Origin of the sequence: Aquimarina pacifica, assembly GCF_000520955.1 — a bacterium.
In the GTDB taxonomy this organism is placed as follows: domain Bacteria; phylum Bacteroidota; class Bacteroidia; order Flavobacteriales; family Flavobacteriaceae; genus Aquimarina; species Aquimarina pacifica.
Genome location: NZ_JACC01000003.1, coordinates 15,366 through 31,055, shown reverse-complemented (window position 1 = coordinate 31,055; position 15,690 = coordinate 15,366). Strand labels below are relative to the sequence as shown.

Below are 15,690 nucleotides of genomic sequence, written 5' to 3'. Positions count from 1 at the left end.
TCACTTTTTTGAAAAATTCATTTTTATTTCTTCTGATTTCTTTTTTATTCATTAGTATTTCTTTAAAAGCGCAAAATGCTACACTCAAGGGTATTATTCTAGATGAAAAAAATACCCCAATTCAAGGAGCAAATGTTTCTTACGAAAATTCAGGCACACAATCTGATAAGAATGGAGTATATTCACTTAGTATACCATCAAATCAAGATGTTACCATAAATATTTCGCATATAAGCTTAAAAAACTTAAGGTTCACAGTTAATCTTGAAGATAATCAAGAATATGAACTAAACCCTGTTCTAAAATCAGACATTGAACAAATAAGTGAGGTGATCATATCGGGTAGAGAAAGAAAAGTTGTAGAAGGAATAACCACCTTAGATCCAGAAACTATACGAACTACCCCATCCGCAAATGCAGGTGTAGAAGGCCTTCTTAAAAGCCTCCCTGGAGTAAGCTCGAATAATGAATTAAGCACACAATATGCAGTACGCGGTGGAAACTATGATGAGAACCTAGTCTATGTAAATGAAATTGAAGTATACCGACCATTTTTAATTCGATCAGGACAACAAGAAGGACTCAGTTTTGTGAATACTGACCTTGTGCGCAATGTAGATTTCTCTGCAGGAGGATTTCAGGCGAAATACGGCGATAAACTATCCTCTGTATTAGACATTACTTACAAAAGGCCAACCGGATTAGGTGCAACAGCTGATCTAAGTTTGCTTGGAGGAAGTATTTCTGCTGAAGGAATTTCAAAAAGTAAAAAACTCTCTGCAATTCTTGGAGTGCGTTATAGAGATAATAGTTTACTTGTAGATGCAAAAAATACTGAAACTAATTTCACACCAAGATTTGCAGATATCCAAACCTATATATCTTATAACTTTTCTAATAAATTCGAATTGGGAGTTTTAGGAAATGTAGCGCTTAATACATACGACTATGAACCCTTAACAGAACAAGTCAACTTTGGCACCCTACAAACCGTACAAGCATTAACTGTTTTTTACCAAGGTCAAGAAAAAGATCGGTACAAAACTTTTTTTGGTGCTCTAAAAGGTACTTATAAAGCCAATGACAGACTCACTCTTAAATTAATAGCATCAGGATATCACACACAAGAACAGGAATACTATGACATTCTTGCAGCATATGCCCTTGGAACAGTAAATACAGATATTGGTAGTGAAGATCTTGGCGAAGTTGAATTTAGCGAAGGTGTAGGTGCGCAGTTGACGCATGCTAGAAATGATTTGGACGCATTAATATTTAATATTGAGCACAAGGGGACTTATACTAAGGATACACATCAATTCGATTGGGGGATTAAGTATACTTCAGAGGATATTAGAGACCGATTACAAGAATATGAAATAATTGATTCTGCTGGTTTTTCAATACGACCACCTATAAATGATTTTATAAATGAGCAGCCCTATATTCCTAATGCTAGCCCTCTTGTTCCTTTTACAGAAGTAAGAGCTACAAATAAAGCTAGGATTGATCGTGTTTCTGGATATGCGCAATATAGCCTTAGAACCAATATAAACGACAACGAAATATGGGCTAATATGGGTGTAAGAACTCATCATTGGAATGTAACTGGAGCTACGGTAGCTAGCTCTGACTCACAAATTACGGTAAGCCCTAGGGCACAAATCGCAATAAAACCTGATTGGAAAACAGATATGATTTTTAGAGTCTCAGGAGGTTGGTATCACCAACCCCCTTTTTATAGAGAACTTAGAGATTCATTAGGTGTAGTAAGACCCGCAGTAAAAGCACAACAATCAATGCATCTTGTTCTTGGAAACGATTATAGTTTTAAGCTATGGGAACGACCATTTAAATTAACATCAGAAATATACTATAAGAAACTTACAGACGTAAACCCATATACCATCGAGAATGTTAGAATTCGATACCGTGCAACAAATAATGCCAAAGCATATGCACAAGGTTTTGATGTTCGGCTTAATGGAGAATTTGTTCCCGGAACAGAGAGTTGGGTAAGTTTGGGGTATTTAAAAACAGAAGAAAACATTGACAATAGAGGTTACATTTTTAGGCCAACGGATCAACGACTAAAAATAGGTGTTCTTTTTCAAGACTATGTACCATCAATTCCTAGCCTAAAAATGTATCTGAACATGGTTTATCAAACTGGCGTGCCAGGAGGCTCTCCGAGCTACGCGGATCCCTATGACTATCAAATACGCCTTAGAGATTACAGAAGAGCAGATCTCGGAATTTCTTATGTCTTAGTAGATAAAGATAAGAGACTCAGAAAAGGCCATTTTCTAAATACATTTAAAGAGTTGTCTCTAGGTTTTGAAATCTATAATATTTTTGATAACCTAAATGCCATTACCAATACTTTTGTTAGAGATGCATCGACACAACTACAATTCTCAATTCCAAACTACCTAACTCCAAGAGTATTTAATGTTAGAGTAAACATGAAGTTTTAGGTTTTTGCTATGAAATTAGGGTTATTTAATTATCTTCAATAAACTTTTTTAAGACATTAATAACATAATCAATTTCTTTAAAAGTATTATATGTTGAAAAAGAAAACCTAATAGAAGGCTTTTGTAGATCTTCATCAGATAAAATTTCGGCAAGTACATGCGAACCTTTACTGCTTCCACTCTGACAGGCACTCCCTTTTGAACAAGCAATGCCATTAATATCTAAGTGAAATAAAAGTATCCCCGCTTTATCAATAGAAACCGGAAGACAGACATTCAACAATGTATAAGTACTATTTATCGAGTCAGTACAATTAGCATTAAACTTTACCTTTTCTATATTCTTTTCAAGATTTTCTATAAAATACTGTTTAAGACTCAAAATATAATCTCTTTCTTCATCTAGCTTCTCATAGGATAATCTTAGTGCTTCATCCATCCCAACAATATTATGAACACTTTCTGTTCCTGCTCTGTACCCACGTTCCTGCTCTCCTCCAAATATCAAAGGTTTCAAACCAGAGTTTTGTTTGATGTATGTAAAACCGATGCCTTTGGGGCCATGAAATTTATGAGCACTAACAGCTATAAAATCTATAGATATCTTGCTCAAATCAACAGCATAGTGACCTATTGACTGTACCATATCACTGTGAAAAAAAGCGTCATATTGGTCACACAAACTAGCAACCAGTTCGATATCCAAAATAGTACCAATTTCGTTATTAATATGCATCAAACTCACTAGTGTTTTTTCATTAGAAGAACGCAATAATGACTCAAATTGTTGGTAATCCAAAGTTCCATTTTCTTTTACAGAAACATAACTAACAGCAATACCTGTTTGACTTTCAATTTCTTGTACAGTATGTAATACACCATGATGTTCAATCCTAGATGTGATAATATGCTTAACCCCCAAATCCCTAACGGCGCTATTAATTACCAAATTATCAGCTTCAGTCCCTCCTGAGGTAAAAATAATTTCAGAAGCTTTTACACCTAAATATTTTGCTATGTTTTTTCGAGCTTGTTCGATATGATTTTTTGCCGAACGACCGTAGCTATGGCTAGAAGACGGGTTGCCATAATCTTCTTTTAATACAGAAACCATTTTGGCAATTACCTCGGGCCTTACTATTGTAGTCGCAGCGCTATCAAAATACATCTTTTCCATAAAAACAGTGCCTTAAATTGTATGAAATGAATTTATTTGGTCGCTACAAAACTAACTGAAATAAAATTATTTTTAATCCGGTGTGCTATAATCTTTCAATTCTTTTACTTTTGTCTGAATTTAGTTGTAAAATATATAGTCATCAAAACATTTTATATTTTTTATCGTCTTTACAAAAAGGATACCTTTTTACACTAACAATAAATTTCAAAATACGTGAAAAAGCTTTTGTATTTCTTATTTTTCTTACACCTACTATCTTCTTGTGATGATGGAGATATCATAGTGACTAGTTTTGAGTTTGACGAAGTAGATTTAGAACTTTGCCGAGGTTCATTAAAAGATGAATATGTTTTCTTTAAGATCAATGACGATACCCAAGAGGCTATTTCTTTTGATTTTGTCAACGAATCTTTTTCAGATACAACTGTTACCACAACTCCTATATATATAGACATTGGTGACGATGTACATTTTATTTATCGCAGTTTCAATTCAGAAATCACTAGTGATTATTTTTGTGGTACTCTTCCCTCTAGTGATATTACTATACTAGAAGAATTACTGATTATATCGGGTACAGCAGAAATCTCGACCTCTATAATTACTGAGGATGATAATGATGGTGTCGATGCCGAAGACGAAGACGTTAATGGTAATGGAGACCTTGAAGACGATGATACTGATGGAGATGGAATCCCCAACTATAAAGATCAGGATGATGATGGTGATAATATTCTTACTAGTGTAGAATTAGTAAATGACATTGCAGACAATGATGATCCAAGAGATACAGATGGTGATGGAATACCTGATTATTTAGAAGAAGATGATGATAATGATGGTGTACTTACCAGAAATGAAGATACCAATCAAAACGGAAGTCCCAGAGATGATCGCGAAACAGAATCGGGAGAATTATTCTATTTGGATCCTGAGTTCCCTGAAACTCCTATTGAAGTTCCTCCTATATTAGACAATACTATACAGACTACTTACAGAACAATTATTACTATAAGCAATTTAGTTTTTGAAGATGAGAATGAAAATTTTGAAGATGAGGATTTTTCATTTGGGTATATAGATACGACTGTTTCTAAAGTTACCTCTCCTAATTAACAAGCAAATTTGAATGATGAATAAATTTTATTTATATGCTCTTGTATTTTTCTTTTTTTCTGGGTGCAGTGAAGGGGATATTATAGAAACCGAAGTAAATTTTGAGGCATCTCTAGAAAACTGTGCAAACCTCACAGACCAAGCGTACGTATTTTATAAAATTGAAGATACTGGGAATAAATCTTTATCCGTAAGTTTTACAAGTACCACTTTCGAAATATCACCAAATGTAGATGATATTTCGACAGATGAATCCACTACAGTAACGCTAAATTCTACAGATAATCTGTTAATTTTCAGAGAATATGAATCAGCAATTTCTGGACCTGATTATTTTTGTAATAGCGTCCCTCCTAGCGGAATTTCTATTATTGATGAATTAATTAGCACAGAGGGAACGGTAAATATTAGCTATGAGGCATTAGAAGCTACATCAAATACTCAAGAAAGATATACTAGAACGGTGACCGTAGAAAATGCTACGTTACAAGGTGATGATATTGCAATCAGAAAAGAATATATACTATTAGGTAGTGATACCATAGAAGCAGACATATCTATTGACTTTACAGGAGATATACAAAGCTGTACCGAGGATCCGATAGACACTTTTACGCTTTATAAGATTAATAGTGATCTCGACAGAGCAATTACTATTAATTTTACAAATAACATATTTGATATTCTTCCCTTGGCAGACGACATATCCGAAGATGATCCAATTACAATTAGTTTTGATGAGGCAGACAACCTGCTAACCTATACAGAATTTGACACTTCTTTTGAGACAGAACAAACTGAAGATTATTTTTGTAATGGTTCACTTCCTAGTTCTGTGACAATTAGTAAAGAACTTACCGCTTCTAGCGGAATTCTAGAGATTTCCTATACAGATCTAGAAACTGAAGAGGATGAGGAAACTGGAGAAACCACACAAACTTCTGTAAGAACCTATACCGTAAAAGATCTTATTATCGAAGGAACGGGCACTCCTGTAGTAATAGAATCATTAGTATTAGATACAGAACAAATAACTATCGAATAATATTAGGTAAAGCATTATTAAAAATATTTTGAATATAATTTATATTATTTTGGGGTTTTGTATTATATAAATTTCCATAGCTCCTAATCCATATTTTTTATAATCCGCTTCAGATATCCGAACATTATCATATCTTCCAAAAAGATATTTCAGTTCTTCCTTGAGAACTCCCTGCCCCACACCATGTATAAAAACCACTTTGGGAATACGTTTGCTAATCGCAAAATCTAATTGCCTTTTCGCGGTATCTAATTGCAGCATAACCATATCATGATTGGTCATTCCTTTTGTAGATTTAACAAGTTTATTAACATGCAAATCAACTTCCATTGGCGGCGCACTGCGCTCTTTTGGTTTTTGAACTGGTCTTTTCGGTTTCTTTTTAAAAACTTCTTTCTCCTGCAAATTTTTAGCAACCTCTTCATAAGAAGGAATAATCATCTCCCCTTGCGCTACTTTTACAACTTCTCTGATATCAAAAGTCATATCAAAACCATCCTCTGTAGCAATCGTAACCTCACTTGCAGTAATAGCGACTACTCTACCAGAAATAGGATCATCTAATACTTCTACGGTATCTCCTATACTTATTTTACTCATTCTTCTTCTTCAACAAAACTGTTCGAAATACGTTCTTCCTTTGGTTTTACCTTGGTATTTACTAGAAAAACCCCCAACATTAATAAAACAACTCCAATGCTTTGGATATAATAATTCTTTTCGATTGATGAAATTTCACTTATTAGTGCAATTGCACCCAAAATAATAAGAAATAGTCGTACTCCTTTTTTAAACGTATTATTCATAAATGCAAAAATATTAAATTATAGAATTTTGAACGTATAATTGTTTAACAAGTTAATTATGTATATTGCGTATAATAAACCTAAAATGATGAGATGAGTTTTCTAAATATAATAAAGAAGGTAATTAGGTAATTGAAGTGAGGTATTTATTTACTACTTCGCATATAACATATACTAAAAATTCGAAAAAACAATAGTAATTTTAGAGACTCAAGGGAAAACAAAAAGTGTCTTATGTAGAGAATAGAGACTTTTTTTAGCCTTGAAATCATAATAAAATGATTTCGAATCTATTACTAAAAATAATGAGTACTAAACAATCATTTAACTAAATTTCAAATTTTATGGAAACTAATCAAGCTAAACCTAAAAATTATCTTGTAGAATCAATTTTGGCATTACTTTTTTGTTGCTTACCTCTTGGTATTGTAGCCCTTATAAATGCTACAAAAGTAAATTCGGAGTATGAAAATGGTAATTATGAAGCCGCACAAAAAGCATCTGATGATGCAAAAAAATGGCTAAAATATACCGTGATTGCTGGTGTTGTTGTTTTTGTATTATATGCTATTTTTGGCTTCCTAATGGGAGGTATGGCAATGTTGAGTGGTGGTGGTAGCTACTAAAAAATATAAATATATAATAATAGGGATGGTAGTTATAATACTACTATCCCTATATTATGTATATAACCCCAGTACAACTGGTATTTTTCCTGCATGTCCTTTTCATTCAGTAACAGGTCTATATTGTCCTGGTTGCGGCAGTCAAAGAGCATTGCATCAATTGCTTCACTTAAATATTATTGCCACATTAGACTATAATGCCCTCTATATTCTGGGTATACTAACTTTTCTCTATAATATTTGTATGAGAATCATTAACCGGATCAGGAAAAAAGACTATTATAACTACTTATATCATCCATATACTCCTGTAATTTTCGGAGTGATAATTGTTTTATTCTGGGTGTTAAGAAATATTGAAGTACACCCTTTTACAATCCTTGCTCCTTAATACACCTTGTAATTATGATCTTATTCAACCTTATACCTCAAACTCTTTAAGGGTTCTAATAATGATAGAAACACAATCTAGCAACTGTTCTTTGTTCATAACCAGAGGAGGTGCAAAACGAATAATATTACCATGAGTCGGTTTTGCAAGAAGACCATTTTTCTTTAAAGCAACACAAATATTCCAGGCAGTTTCACTTTCTTCAGAATCATTAATTACAATAGCATTTAATAACCCTTTACCTCTAACTAATTTTGCTATTTTAGAGTCTTTAATGTAAAGATTTAATTCTGATCTAAACAACTCTCCTAATTCAAAGGCATTTTCAGCCAACTTTTCGTCTCTCACTACTTCTAAGGCCGCTACTGCAACAGCCGCCGCAACGGGATTACCTCCAAACGTACTACCATGATTACCCGGTTTGATTACATCCATTATATGGTTATCGGCCAATACTGCAGAAACAGGATATGCGCCACCGCTTAGTGCTTTTCCTAAAATAAGAACATCAGGTTTTACGTCTGGATTTTGAGAACAACTCTTATCCGCACAAGAGCAGTTACCACAAGTCGCCAATAGTCTACCAGTTCTTGCAATCCCAGTTTGTACTTCATCTGCCAGAAATAATACATTATATTTTTCGCACAATGCCTTGGCCTTAATCAAATAATCATCTGAGGGAACATATACACCAGCCTCGCCTTGTATCGGTTCTACTAAAAAACCAGCAACATTTTTGTTTTGTTGTAGTGTTTGTTCTAAAGCAGATAGGTTATCATAGGCTATTTTAATAAATCCAGCTGTATAGGGCCCAAAATTTTTTCTTGCTACAGGATCATTAGAAAAAGAGATGATAGTGGTAGTTCTACCATGAAAATTATTTTCGCATACAATAATCTGAGCTTCATTTTCTGGAATACCCTTCTTTTCGTACGCCCATTTTCTACATAATTTTAAAGCTGTTTCTACAGCTTCGGCACCTGTATTCATTGGCAAGAGTTTATCAAACCCAAAATAGTCGGTTGCAAACTTCTCATATTCTCCTAACTTATCATTATAAAAAGCGCGCGAAGTAAGTGTTAACTGTTGTGCCTGATTCACCATTGCTCCCACTATTTTAGGATGACAATGTCCTTGATTTACTGCAGAGTATGCACTTAAAAAATCATAATACTTCTCCCCTTCTACATCCCAAACATATACACCTTCTCCTCTACTTAGTACCACAGGTAATGGGTGATAGTTATGAGCACCATATTTATCTTCTAATTCAATTGATTGTTGTGATGACTTTTTTTCTAGTAATGCCATTATTCACGTATTAAAATAAAACTTTTACAATTCCTACTTTGATATACTTCTGGAGAGAAATCATCCTTTATGAAGTTAATCGCAAATTACTAAATCTTTATTGATTTTTTAATTTTAAAACCACATAAAGAACAAAAACTTAAATAAACATAAGATAACCCTACAATCTCTGACATTACTGCAAAAAACAATGATTCTCTTTTTCTTCAAAAACTTGTTTTATTTGACAACAAATCATTACACTTTTGTAGCTATTGATGATATTTGTAACTCTAATCTCTTTATTTCTCTTAACAATGCATTTTTATCCATTTGCATCCATGTAAAAAGTTTAATCATTACCAAGAAGGTCATACAAACAAATCCAGCTGCAAACCATTGAATAAGTTCATTAGTACTATCTGTATTAAAAAACTGAATACAACAATAAATAAAAAATACAAAAGCAATAACATGAACAGTATTCATTGCTATTAGCACCCATCTATTCGTTGTTTTAAAAAGCCCTCCGACCATTTCAAAAAGATTTTGCTCATCAAGTTCGTCATAAAACTTAGCTTCTTCTTCTGTCAATGATTCTTTTATAAGTTGATCAATGTCCTTTACATTATTCATATCATTTTTCATAATTAGTTTGTTTTAAAATTTCTTTTAATTTTTCTCTTGCGTTAAATAATCTTGATTTCACAGTTCCAGTAGAAATATCAAGTATTTCTCCTATTTCTTGTATTGTAAAGTCATCCAAATAAAAAAGATTGAGTACTATTTCATGATTTTTTGGCAGTTTATGAATTGCCATTCTTAGTTGATTAATAATGGGATCACTATTATGCTGAGTACCATCAAGATCTAATTGCCTCGTAATTAAATAGTCATCAAGAAAATCATGTTCTTTTTTATACTTCTTCAACCAATCAAGTGATTTTCTGGTAACAATCATCATGGCCCAACTCCCGAAACTATCAGGATTTTTAATACTTCTTATCTTCTTGAAAATCGTATACCAACTATCCTGAGTAATATCTTTAGACACCTCTAGGTCCTTTGTATATCTATAAGCATGTTTACACAATTTTATATGCCATCGTTTTACAAGAAGTGTCATGGATTTCTTATTTCCAGATTGGCATTGAAGTACTAATAGTGAATCGAATACTTTTTTAGTCATTTACAAATACATCTATACTAATAAGACGTCGAACTAGTAATGAGGTTCATTTTTCACACAAAAAATTTACACTTTTTCTTTTTGGATAAAAGAAACCTGTTTCTATCAAAATAGCGTATTAAAGAATTACTCTACTCTTTTAAAATTAAAAAATCATTTTTATCGGTTGTAATAACACTTCGTCGAAAATACGGCATGTATTTGAATATCAAAAAATAAGATCCGTATACAGAAATACTAATTTAACCAAACACTAAAACATCATAAAAATATGGAGCACTTTAACAATCTAGTAAAAAACTTTATTAATGGCGAATATCTTCCGAATATCGTATTAGCAATAATAATACTAATAATAGGATGGTTCTTAGCTAATATAATTAAAAGAGTTATTACTAAAGTAATTAGGAAAACGGGGATCGATGAAAAATTAAAAAATGAAAAAATTAAACTTTCTAATTTTATCGGAAAATTAGTTTATTTCTTAATCATGATTTTTGTCTTAATGTTGGTTCTAGACAAATTAGGCATTAAAAATGTAATGGATCCTATAAAAAATATGCTAAACGGATTCTTAGGATTCATCCCTAATATTATAGGTGCTGGATTGGTAGGATATATTGGATATATGCTGGCAACTATTGTATCAGAACTAGTAGGATTATCTGGAGACACTATTCAGAAGTTTGTACCTAAACTAAAACTTCCTGAGAATATTAACCTCGTTATTATTTTAAAGAAAATTGTTTTCATTTTCATTTTCATTCCTTTATTAATTGCAGCCTTAAACATTCTTAATATGGAGGCAATTTCGCAACCTGCAACTGCAATGCTAGAAACATTCTTGGGAGCAATCCCAAAAGTCATGGTAGCAACACTTATTCTAATCATCTTTATTATAGGAGGTCGTTTTATCAGCGAACTACTCAAAGACCTTCTTAATAGCATGAATTTAAACAACTTCTTTACCAAAATTAATCTAAACTCAATTACTGGAGATACTAATGTTGTAAAACTCATCTGTAACATCGTATATTTCTTTATTGTAATTTTTGGAATCGTTACAGCCGTCGAAAAATTAGAATTCGGTCAGTTAACTGAAATATTAAATACTATAATTACCTATTCAGGAAAGATTTTATTTGGTCTAATAATTTTGGCTATCGGAAATTGGATTGCGACAGTTGCGTACAAAAACTTTTCTAAAAAAGAAGAAAACAAATTTATAGCTTCTATCATGAGAGTTGCTATTATAGCTATCTTTCTGGCTATAGGCTTAGGTACCATGGGAATCGCTAATGAAATTATAAATCTTGCATTTGGATTAACCTTAGGAACTGTAGCCATCACCATCGCCCTATCCTTTGGTTTAGGAGGTAGAGAAGCAGCTGGTAAACAAATGGAGAAAATACTAGATAAGTTTAACAAGAAGTAAGTAATACTATTTTGGGAACAACTGGAAAAAGACTGCCTAAAAAGGCAGTCTTTTCTTTTTAAAATGAAATAAATTATAAAATTTTAATCCTTATTCTAATAATCTTTTCAATTATTCTATTTTTGCGCTATGGCAAGAAAAAAAAGAAGACAAATCTTCGAAAACATCGAAGTTATTGACGCGGGAGCAAAAGGAAAAAGTATTGCTAAAGCTCCGGACGGAAAAGTTATATTCATTAACAATGCTGTTCCAGGAGACGTTGTTGATATACAGGTAAGTAAGAAGCGTAAGGCTTATTATGAAGGCTCTGCAACTATTTTTCATAAAGAATCAGATAAACGTGTTGATCCAGCTTGTCAACATTTTGGTACTTGTGGTGGATGTAAATGGCAATTTATGGGCTATGAGCATCAGCTTAATTATAAACAACAGGAAATAGTTAATAATCTTACTCGTCTGGGCAAAGTTCAATTGCCAGAAGTTAGTAACATATTAGGTTCTGTAGATGAATTTTTTTACAGAAACAAAATGGAATTCTCTTTTAGTGATAGTAGATGGCTTACTCTTGATGAAATTCAAAGTGATTCTGAAATTAAAAATAGAAATGCGTTAGGTTTTCATATCCCCGGAATGTGGGATAAAATCCTTGATATAGATACATGTCACTTACAAGAGGATCCGAGTAATGCCATAAGAAATAAAGTTAAGGCCTTTGCTACTCAAAATAATCTTACTTTTTATAATGCGCGCAAGCAAGAAGGTTTCTTGCGAACTCTAATGTTACGTATTTCATCTACTGGTGAAATTATGGTATTAGTGCAATTTTTTCATGAAGACATTGACAATAGAACTCTTTTACTAGATTACATTGCTTCAGAATTCCCCGAAGTAACATCTTTGCAGTATACTATAAACTCTAAGGGCAATGATACCATCTATGACCAAGAAGTTATCTGTTATAGAGGAAAAGATTATATTGAAGAAGAGATGGAAGGGTTGCGCTTTAGAATTAATGCAAAATCTTTTTATCAAACTAACTCTAAACAAGCCTATGAACTGTATAAGATTACTCGTGATTTTGCCGGTCTAACGGGTAAAGAATTAGTTTATGATCTATATACAGGTACAGGAACCATAGCCCAATTCGTTGCCAAAAAGGCTAAAAAGGTTATTGGCGTAGAAGCCGTTCCCGAGGCTATCGAAGATGCAAAAGACAATGCAAAAAGAAATGAAATAGACAATGTAGAGTTTTATGTTGGAGATATGAAAAAAGTATTTACCAAAGATTTTATTGCGCTGCATGGTCAACCCGAAGTAGTTATAACAGACCCGCCAAGAGACGGAATGCATAAAGATGTTGTTGAGCAATTATTACATATATCCCCTCAAAAAATAGTGTATGTGAGCTGTAATAGTGCAACACAAGCTCGTGATTTGGCGTTATTAGATGGGACATACCATGTAACCAAAGTACAACCGGTAGATATGTTCCCACAAACGTATCATGTAGAAAATGTGGTTTTACTTGAAAAGAGAGGAGTATAAAGAGATTTGTAATTTTAAGTTGTATACTTTTTACCTCTTATTATTAGAAAATTAAGCTAACAGATGATAAAAACGTATAAATATTTACTATTAGTCCCTTTATTATTGTTCGGTATCTACTTGATATCAAGTTGTGAACGAGATGATATCTGTGCAGATGGTACTGCAACAACTCCATTTTTGATCATAAAATTTATAGATTTTGAAACAGGAATTGAGGTAGAAGCACCTTCTGAGCTAGAAGTACAAGGTGCGGGAATGGATGATATTTACCCATTAGAAAGTGTAACTGATTCTATTCTAATACCTCTTAGAACAGATAGTCCTATTACTGAGTATTTTTTAACTATTGACTCAGATACAGTAGATGATACAACAAACATCCCTAATACAGACCTCCTAAGTATTCAATACACACCTGTAGAAGAATATGTAAGTAGTGCCTGTGGATTTAAAGTTAATTTTAGAGGATTGACCGTATCAATTCTTGAGAATCTAGATGATCCAGAAGATACAAACTGGATACAAAACATAACAATACAAAGAGACGACGTAACTGACGAAACCGATGCGCATATATTTATTTTTCATTAGTATCTTATTTACAGGCTATTTCTATGGCCAGGAACCAACCTCTATCAGTACCGATAGTATACCTGTAGTTCCCAACGAAAAAGAACAAAGGGAAAACCCCTTAGATACTTTACCACCAGGAGAAAAATATGGGTTAAGAATTGGTGCAGATATTAGTAAATTGATAAGAACCTATACAGACGATAACTATGAGGGAATAGAAATTGTTGGCGACTACAGAATATCCCAAAAGTTTTACATAGCTGCAGAAATGGGAAACGAATCTTTAATTCGAGATGAAGAAAACATCAATGTTCGAAGTATGGGAAACTATGCCAGAGTGGGGATCGATTATAATCTTTATGACAATTGGTATGGAATGCAAAATATGATTGTTGTTGGGTTGCGATATGGGTTTTCTATATTTGATCAAACCCTTAACGACTATACTATCTATAGTACATCTAATTACTTTGATACAAATCAAATAACCGAGGCTTCAAGATATGAGGATTTAACCGCTAGCTGGATTGGATTAGTTATAGGACTAAAAGCAGAAATCCTACATAATGTTTACTTAAGTGGGAATATCTCCCTCAGAAGCCTTGTCAGTGAAGACACTCCAGGGAATTTTGAGAACCTTCACATTCCGGGATTTGGAAGAACCAATGATTATAGTAGTATTGGTGTTGGATATGGGTATTCTATAAATTACTTTTTCCCTTTATATAAGAAAAAGAAACAGTAGGGATACTAGCGGTATGTTATGCTATTTTTGAAATTTGGTCCTCTTACTTCCTGCATACATTTCATATTTAACTAACTTTCCTTCGAGTTTACCATTGAATACTTTTATTTTTCGTGATGGTCTAAGTCCTACATACTTAAGACTTTCTAGATTACCTGTTATAAACCAAGCATTTGTATTAGAATAATTTCGTTTTAGCGTATCCCCTATTTTTGAATAAAACTCAGAAATATTGATTTCTAAACGTTCATCATAAGGCGGATTAAATACCATATGAAGCGGTCCTTCTATTTCTTTTACACTTTCAAAAAAATCACCTTCTTTTATTTTTATAAAGTCTGTTAAATTAGCATTCTCAACATTAACATTCGCTTTTCGTACAGCAGAATATTCTTTATCCATACCTACTATCGAATATCTAAAATCTCTTGTCTTATTAAGACACGATTCTTCTATTTTTTCGAATAGATCCATATCCCAATCTAACCATTTTTCAAATGCAAATTCTTTCCTATTCAAATTTGCAGGAATGTTACAAGCAATCATAGCCGCCTCTATTGCCATAGTACCGCTACCACACATTGGATCTAAAAAATCACATTGCCCATCCCAGCCAGAAAGCAGTAATAAGCCAGCTGCAAGAACCTCATTAATAGGAGCAATATTTGTTGCCGTACGATACCCTCTATGATGCAGGGAACCACCTGAACTGTCTAAAGAAAGTGTACATAAATCACCTTGAATATGAACGTCTAGCGATAAATCTGGGTGATCTAAATCAATACTTGGTCGTTCTCCTGTTCTCTCTCTAAATTGATCCACTATGGCATCCTTTGTTTTTAAAGAAATAAAATGAGAATGTGTAAAAATTGTAGAATTTACAGTAGCATGAATAGCAAATGTATCCTCGATAGCCAAATACTCTTGCCAACGAATACTCTGAATAAATGTATACAAATCCTTTTCATTTCTTACCCTTCCCGAAGCAATAGGTTTCAAAATTTTTATCGCAGTTCTTAAGCACAAATTTGCTTTATACATAAAGCCTGTATCACCATAAAAACTAACCATACGGTTACCTATCTCTACTCTTTCTGCTCCTAAATTCCTAAGCTCTCTTGCCAGAACCTCTTCAAAACCAAAAAGGGTTTTGGCTACCATTTTAAACGAATTACTCACTATTCATGTTTTCGACCTGAAGCATACTTAATTACTACATATTAGTAACAAAACTTTAGTAAACTTCTCGTATTAAACCACAAAAATACA

The 15,690-nt window shown here is 33.0% G+C and carries 16 protein-coding genes; 9 read left to right on the top strand and 7 right to left on the bottom strand.

Annotated elements, in window-relative coordinates:
- The first annotated feature begins 8 nt into the window (after window positions 1-8).
- Entirely contained in the window at window positions 9-2,477 is a 2,469-nt protein-coding gene (locus DZ60_RS0102450) for a TonB-dependent receptor (RefSeq protein ID WP_025740189.1), read from the top strand.
- A 25-nt stretch (window positions 2,478-2,502) separates the two neighbouring features.
- Here DZ60_RS0102450 and DZ60_RS0102445 read toward each other — a convergent pair whose 3' ends face one another.
- The gene (locus DZ60_RS0102445) at window positions 2,503-3,654 is read right to left on the bottom strand and encodes a cysteine desulfurase family protein (protein WP_025740186.1); all 1,152 of its coding nucleotides are present in this window, start codon (window positions 3,652-3,654) and stop codon (window positions 2,503-2,505) included.
- Window positions 3,655-3,870: 216 nt separating this feature from the next.
- Between DZ60_RS0102445 and DZ60_RS22300 the strand changes: the two genes are divergently transcribed.
- Both DZ60_RS22300 and DZ60_RS0102435 read left to right on the top strand, forming a co-directional pair.
- On the top strand, window positions 3,871-4,773 hold the full coding sequence (locus tag DZ60_RS22300; protein WP_025740184.1) for a hypothetical protein: 903 nt from the start codon (window positions 3,871-3,873) through the stop codon (window positions 4,771-4,773).
- 13 nt (window positions 4,774-4,786) lie between these two features.
- A complete protein-coding gene (locus DZ60_RS0102435; RefSeq protein WP_152537347.1) occupies window positions 4,787-5,818 on the top strand; it encodes a hypothetical protein in 1,032 nt (343 codons plus the stop codon).
- Window positions 5,819-5,857: 39 nt separating this feature from the next.
- Here DZ60_RS0102435 and DZ60_RS0102430 read toward each other — a convergent pair whose 3' ends face one another.
- Together DZ60_RS0102430 and DZ60_RS0102425 are read right to left on the bottom strand one after the other, a co-directional pair.
- Window positions 5,858-6,418, bottom strand: a complete 561-nt coding sequence (locus DZ60_RS0102430) for a hypothetical protein (RefSeq protein ID WP_025740181.1) — start codon at window positions 6,416-6,418, stop codon at window positions 5,858-5,860.
- Complete coding sequence (locus DZ60_RS0102425; RefSeq protein ID WP_025740180.1) at window positions 6,415-6,624, bottom strand: hypothetical protein; 210 nt, start codon at window positions 6,622-6,624, stop codon at window positions 6,415-6,417. The genes DZ60_RS0102430 and DZ60_RS0102425 overlap by 4 nt, the downstream gene beginning before the upstream one ends.
- 344 nt (window positions 6,625-6,968) lie before the next feature.
- Between DZ60_RS0102425 and DZ60_RS0102420 the strand changes: the two genes are divergently transcribed.
- Window positions 6,969-7,250 (top strand): CD225/dispanin family protein, encoded by a 282-nt coding sequence (locus DZ60_RS0102420; protein ID WP_025740179.1) that lies wholly within the window; start codon window positions 6,969-6,971, stop codon window positions 7,248-7,250.
- A 25-nt stretch (window positions 7,251-7,275) separates the two neighbouring features.
- Window positions 7,276-7,641, top strand: coding sequence for a DUF2752 domain-containing protein (locus tag DZ60_RS24615; protein WP_152537346.1), 366 nt, complete (start codon window positions 7,276-7,278; stop codon window positions 7,639-7,641).
- A 30-nt stretch (window positions 7,642-7,671) separates the two neighbouring features.
- Here the strand turns inward: DZ60_RS24615 and rocD are convergent, their stop codons facing one another.
- The 3 genes from rocD to DZ60_RS0102405 all read right to left on the bottom strand — a co-directional run bounded on the left by rocD (window position 7,672) and on the right by DZ60_RS0102405 (window position 10,120).
- Entirely contained in the window at window positions 7,672-8,952 is a 1,281-nt protein-coding gene (rocD, locus tag DZ60_RS0102415; protein WP_025740178.1) for an ornithine--oxo-acid transaminase, read from the bottom strand.
- Window positions 8,953-9,189: 237 nt separating this feature from the next.
- Window positions 9,190-9,579, bottom strand: coding sequence for a DUF6768 family protein (locus DZ60_RS0102410; protein WP_025740176.1), 390 nt, complete (start codon window positions 9,577-9,579; stop codon window positions 9,190-9,192).
- Window positions 9,569-10,120, bottom strand: coding sequence for an RNA polymerase sigma factor (locus DZ60_RS0102405; RefSeq protein ID WP_025740174.1), 552 nt, complete (start codon window positions 10,118-10,120; stop codon window positions 9,569-9,571). The genes DZ60_RS0102410 and DZ60_RS0102405 overlap by 11 nt, the downstream gene beginning before the upstream one ends.
- Window positions 10,121-10,391: 271 nt before the next feature.
- Here DZ60_RS0102405 and DZ60_RS0102400 point away from each other — a divergent pair, with 271 nt between their 5' ends.
- The 4 genes from DZ60_RS0102400 to DZ60_RS0102385 all read left to right on the top strand — a co-directional run bounded on the left by DZ60_RS0102400 (window position 10,392) and on the right by DZ60_RS0102385 (window position 14,421).
- Complete coding sequence (locus tag DZ60_RS0102400) at window positions 10,392-11,555, top strand: mechanosensitive ion channel (RefSeq protein ID WP_025740173.1); 1,164 nt, start codon at window positions 10,392-10,394, stop codon at window positions 11,553-11,555.
- Window positions 11,556-11,684: 129 nt separating this feature from the next.
- Window positions 11,685-13,100 carry a 23S rRNA (uracil(1939)-C(5))-methyltransferase RlmD gene (gene rlmD / locus DZ60_RS0102395; RefSeq protein ID WP_025740172.1) on the top strand — a complete coding sequence of 472 codons (1,416 nt, stop codon included), beginning with the start codon at window positions 11,685-11,687 and terminating at the stop codon, window positions 13,098-13,100.
- Between the two features lie 63 nt (window positions 13,101-13,163).
- A complete protein-coding gene (locus tag DZ60_RS0102390; RefSeq protein ID WP_025740171.1) occupies window positions 13,164-13,694 on the top strand; it encodes a DUF6452 family protein in 531 nt (176 codons plus the stop codon).
- Window positions 13,669-14,421, top strand: a complete 753-nt coding sequence (locus tag DZ60_RS0102385; RefSeq protein ID WP_025740169.1) for a DUF6048 family protein — start codon at window positions 13,669-13,671, stop codon at window positions 14,419-14,421. The genes DZ60_RS0102390 and DZ60_RS0102385 overlap by 26 nt, the downstream gene beginning before the upstream one ends.
- 21 nt (window positions 14,422-14,442) lie before the next feature.
- On the opposite strand, the gene DZ60_RS0102380 is transcribed toward DZ60_RS0102385, so the two are convergent.
- Entirely contained in the window at window positions 14,443-15,600 is a 1,158-nt protein-coding gene (locus tag DZ60_RS0102380; RefSeq protein WP_152537345.1) for a THUMP domain-containing class I SAM-dependent RNA methyltransferase, read from the bottom strand.
- Window positions 15,601-15,690: the final 90 nt, after the last annotated feature.

What these genes read in the sequence shown, in the direction of transcription:
- DZ60_RS0102445 (WP_025740186.1), bottom strand. Translation starts at nt 3,654, where the DNA reads ATGGAAAAGATGTATTTTGATAGCGCTGCGACTACAATAGTAAGGCCC.
- DZ60_RS0102435 (WP_152537347.1), top strand. Translation starts at nt 4,787, where the DNA reads ATGATGAATAAATTTTATTTATATGCTCTTGTATTTTTCTTTTTTTCT.
- DZ60_RS0102430 (WP_025740181.1), bottom strand. Translation starts at nt 6,418, where the DNA reads ATGAGTAAAATAAGTATAGGAGATACCGTAGAAGTATTAGATGATCCT.
- DZ60_RS0102425 (WP_025740180.1), bottom strand. Translation starts at nt 6,624, where the DNA reads ATGAATAATACGTTTAAAAAAGGAGTACGACTATTTCTTATTATTTTG.
- DZ60_RS0102420 (WP_025740179.1), top strand. Translation starts at nt 6,969, where the DNA reads ATGGAAACTAATCAAGCTAAACCTAAAAATTATCTTGTAGAATCAATT.
- DZ60_RS24615 (WP_152537346.1), top strand. Translation starts at nt 7,276, where the DNA reads ATGGTAGTTATAATACTACTATCCCTATATTATGTATATAACCCCAGT.
- rocD (WP_025740178.1), bottom strand. Translation starts at nt 8,952, where the DNA reads ATGGCATTACTAGAAAAAAAGTCATCACAACAATCAATTGAATTAGAA.
- DZ60_RS0102410 (WP_025740176.1), bottom strand. Translation starts at nt 9,579, where the DNA reads ATGAAAAATGATATGAATAATGTAAAGGACATTGATCAACTTATAAAA.
- DZ60_RS0102405 (WP_025740174.1), bottom strand. Translation starts at nt 10,120, where the DNA reads ATGACTAAAAAAGTATTCGATTCACTATTAGTACTTCAATGCCAATCT.
- DZ60_RS0102400 (WP_025740173.1), top strand. Translation starts at nt 10,392, where the DNA reads ATGGAGCACTTTAACAATCTAGTAAAAAACTTTATTAATGGCGAATAT.
- rlmD (WP_025740172.1), top strand. Translation starts at nt 11,685, where the DNA reads ATGGCAAGAAAAAAAAGAAGACAAATCTTCGAAAACATCGAAGTTATT.
- DZ60_RS0102390 (WP_025740171.1), top strand. Translation starts at nt 13,164, where the DNA reads ATGATAAAAACGTATAAATATTTACTATTAGTCCCTTTATTATTGTTC.
- DZ60_RS0102385 (WP_025740169.1), top strand. Translation starts at nt 13,669, where the DNA reads ATGCGCATATATTTATTTTTCATTAGTATCTTATTTACAGGCTATTTC.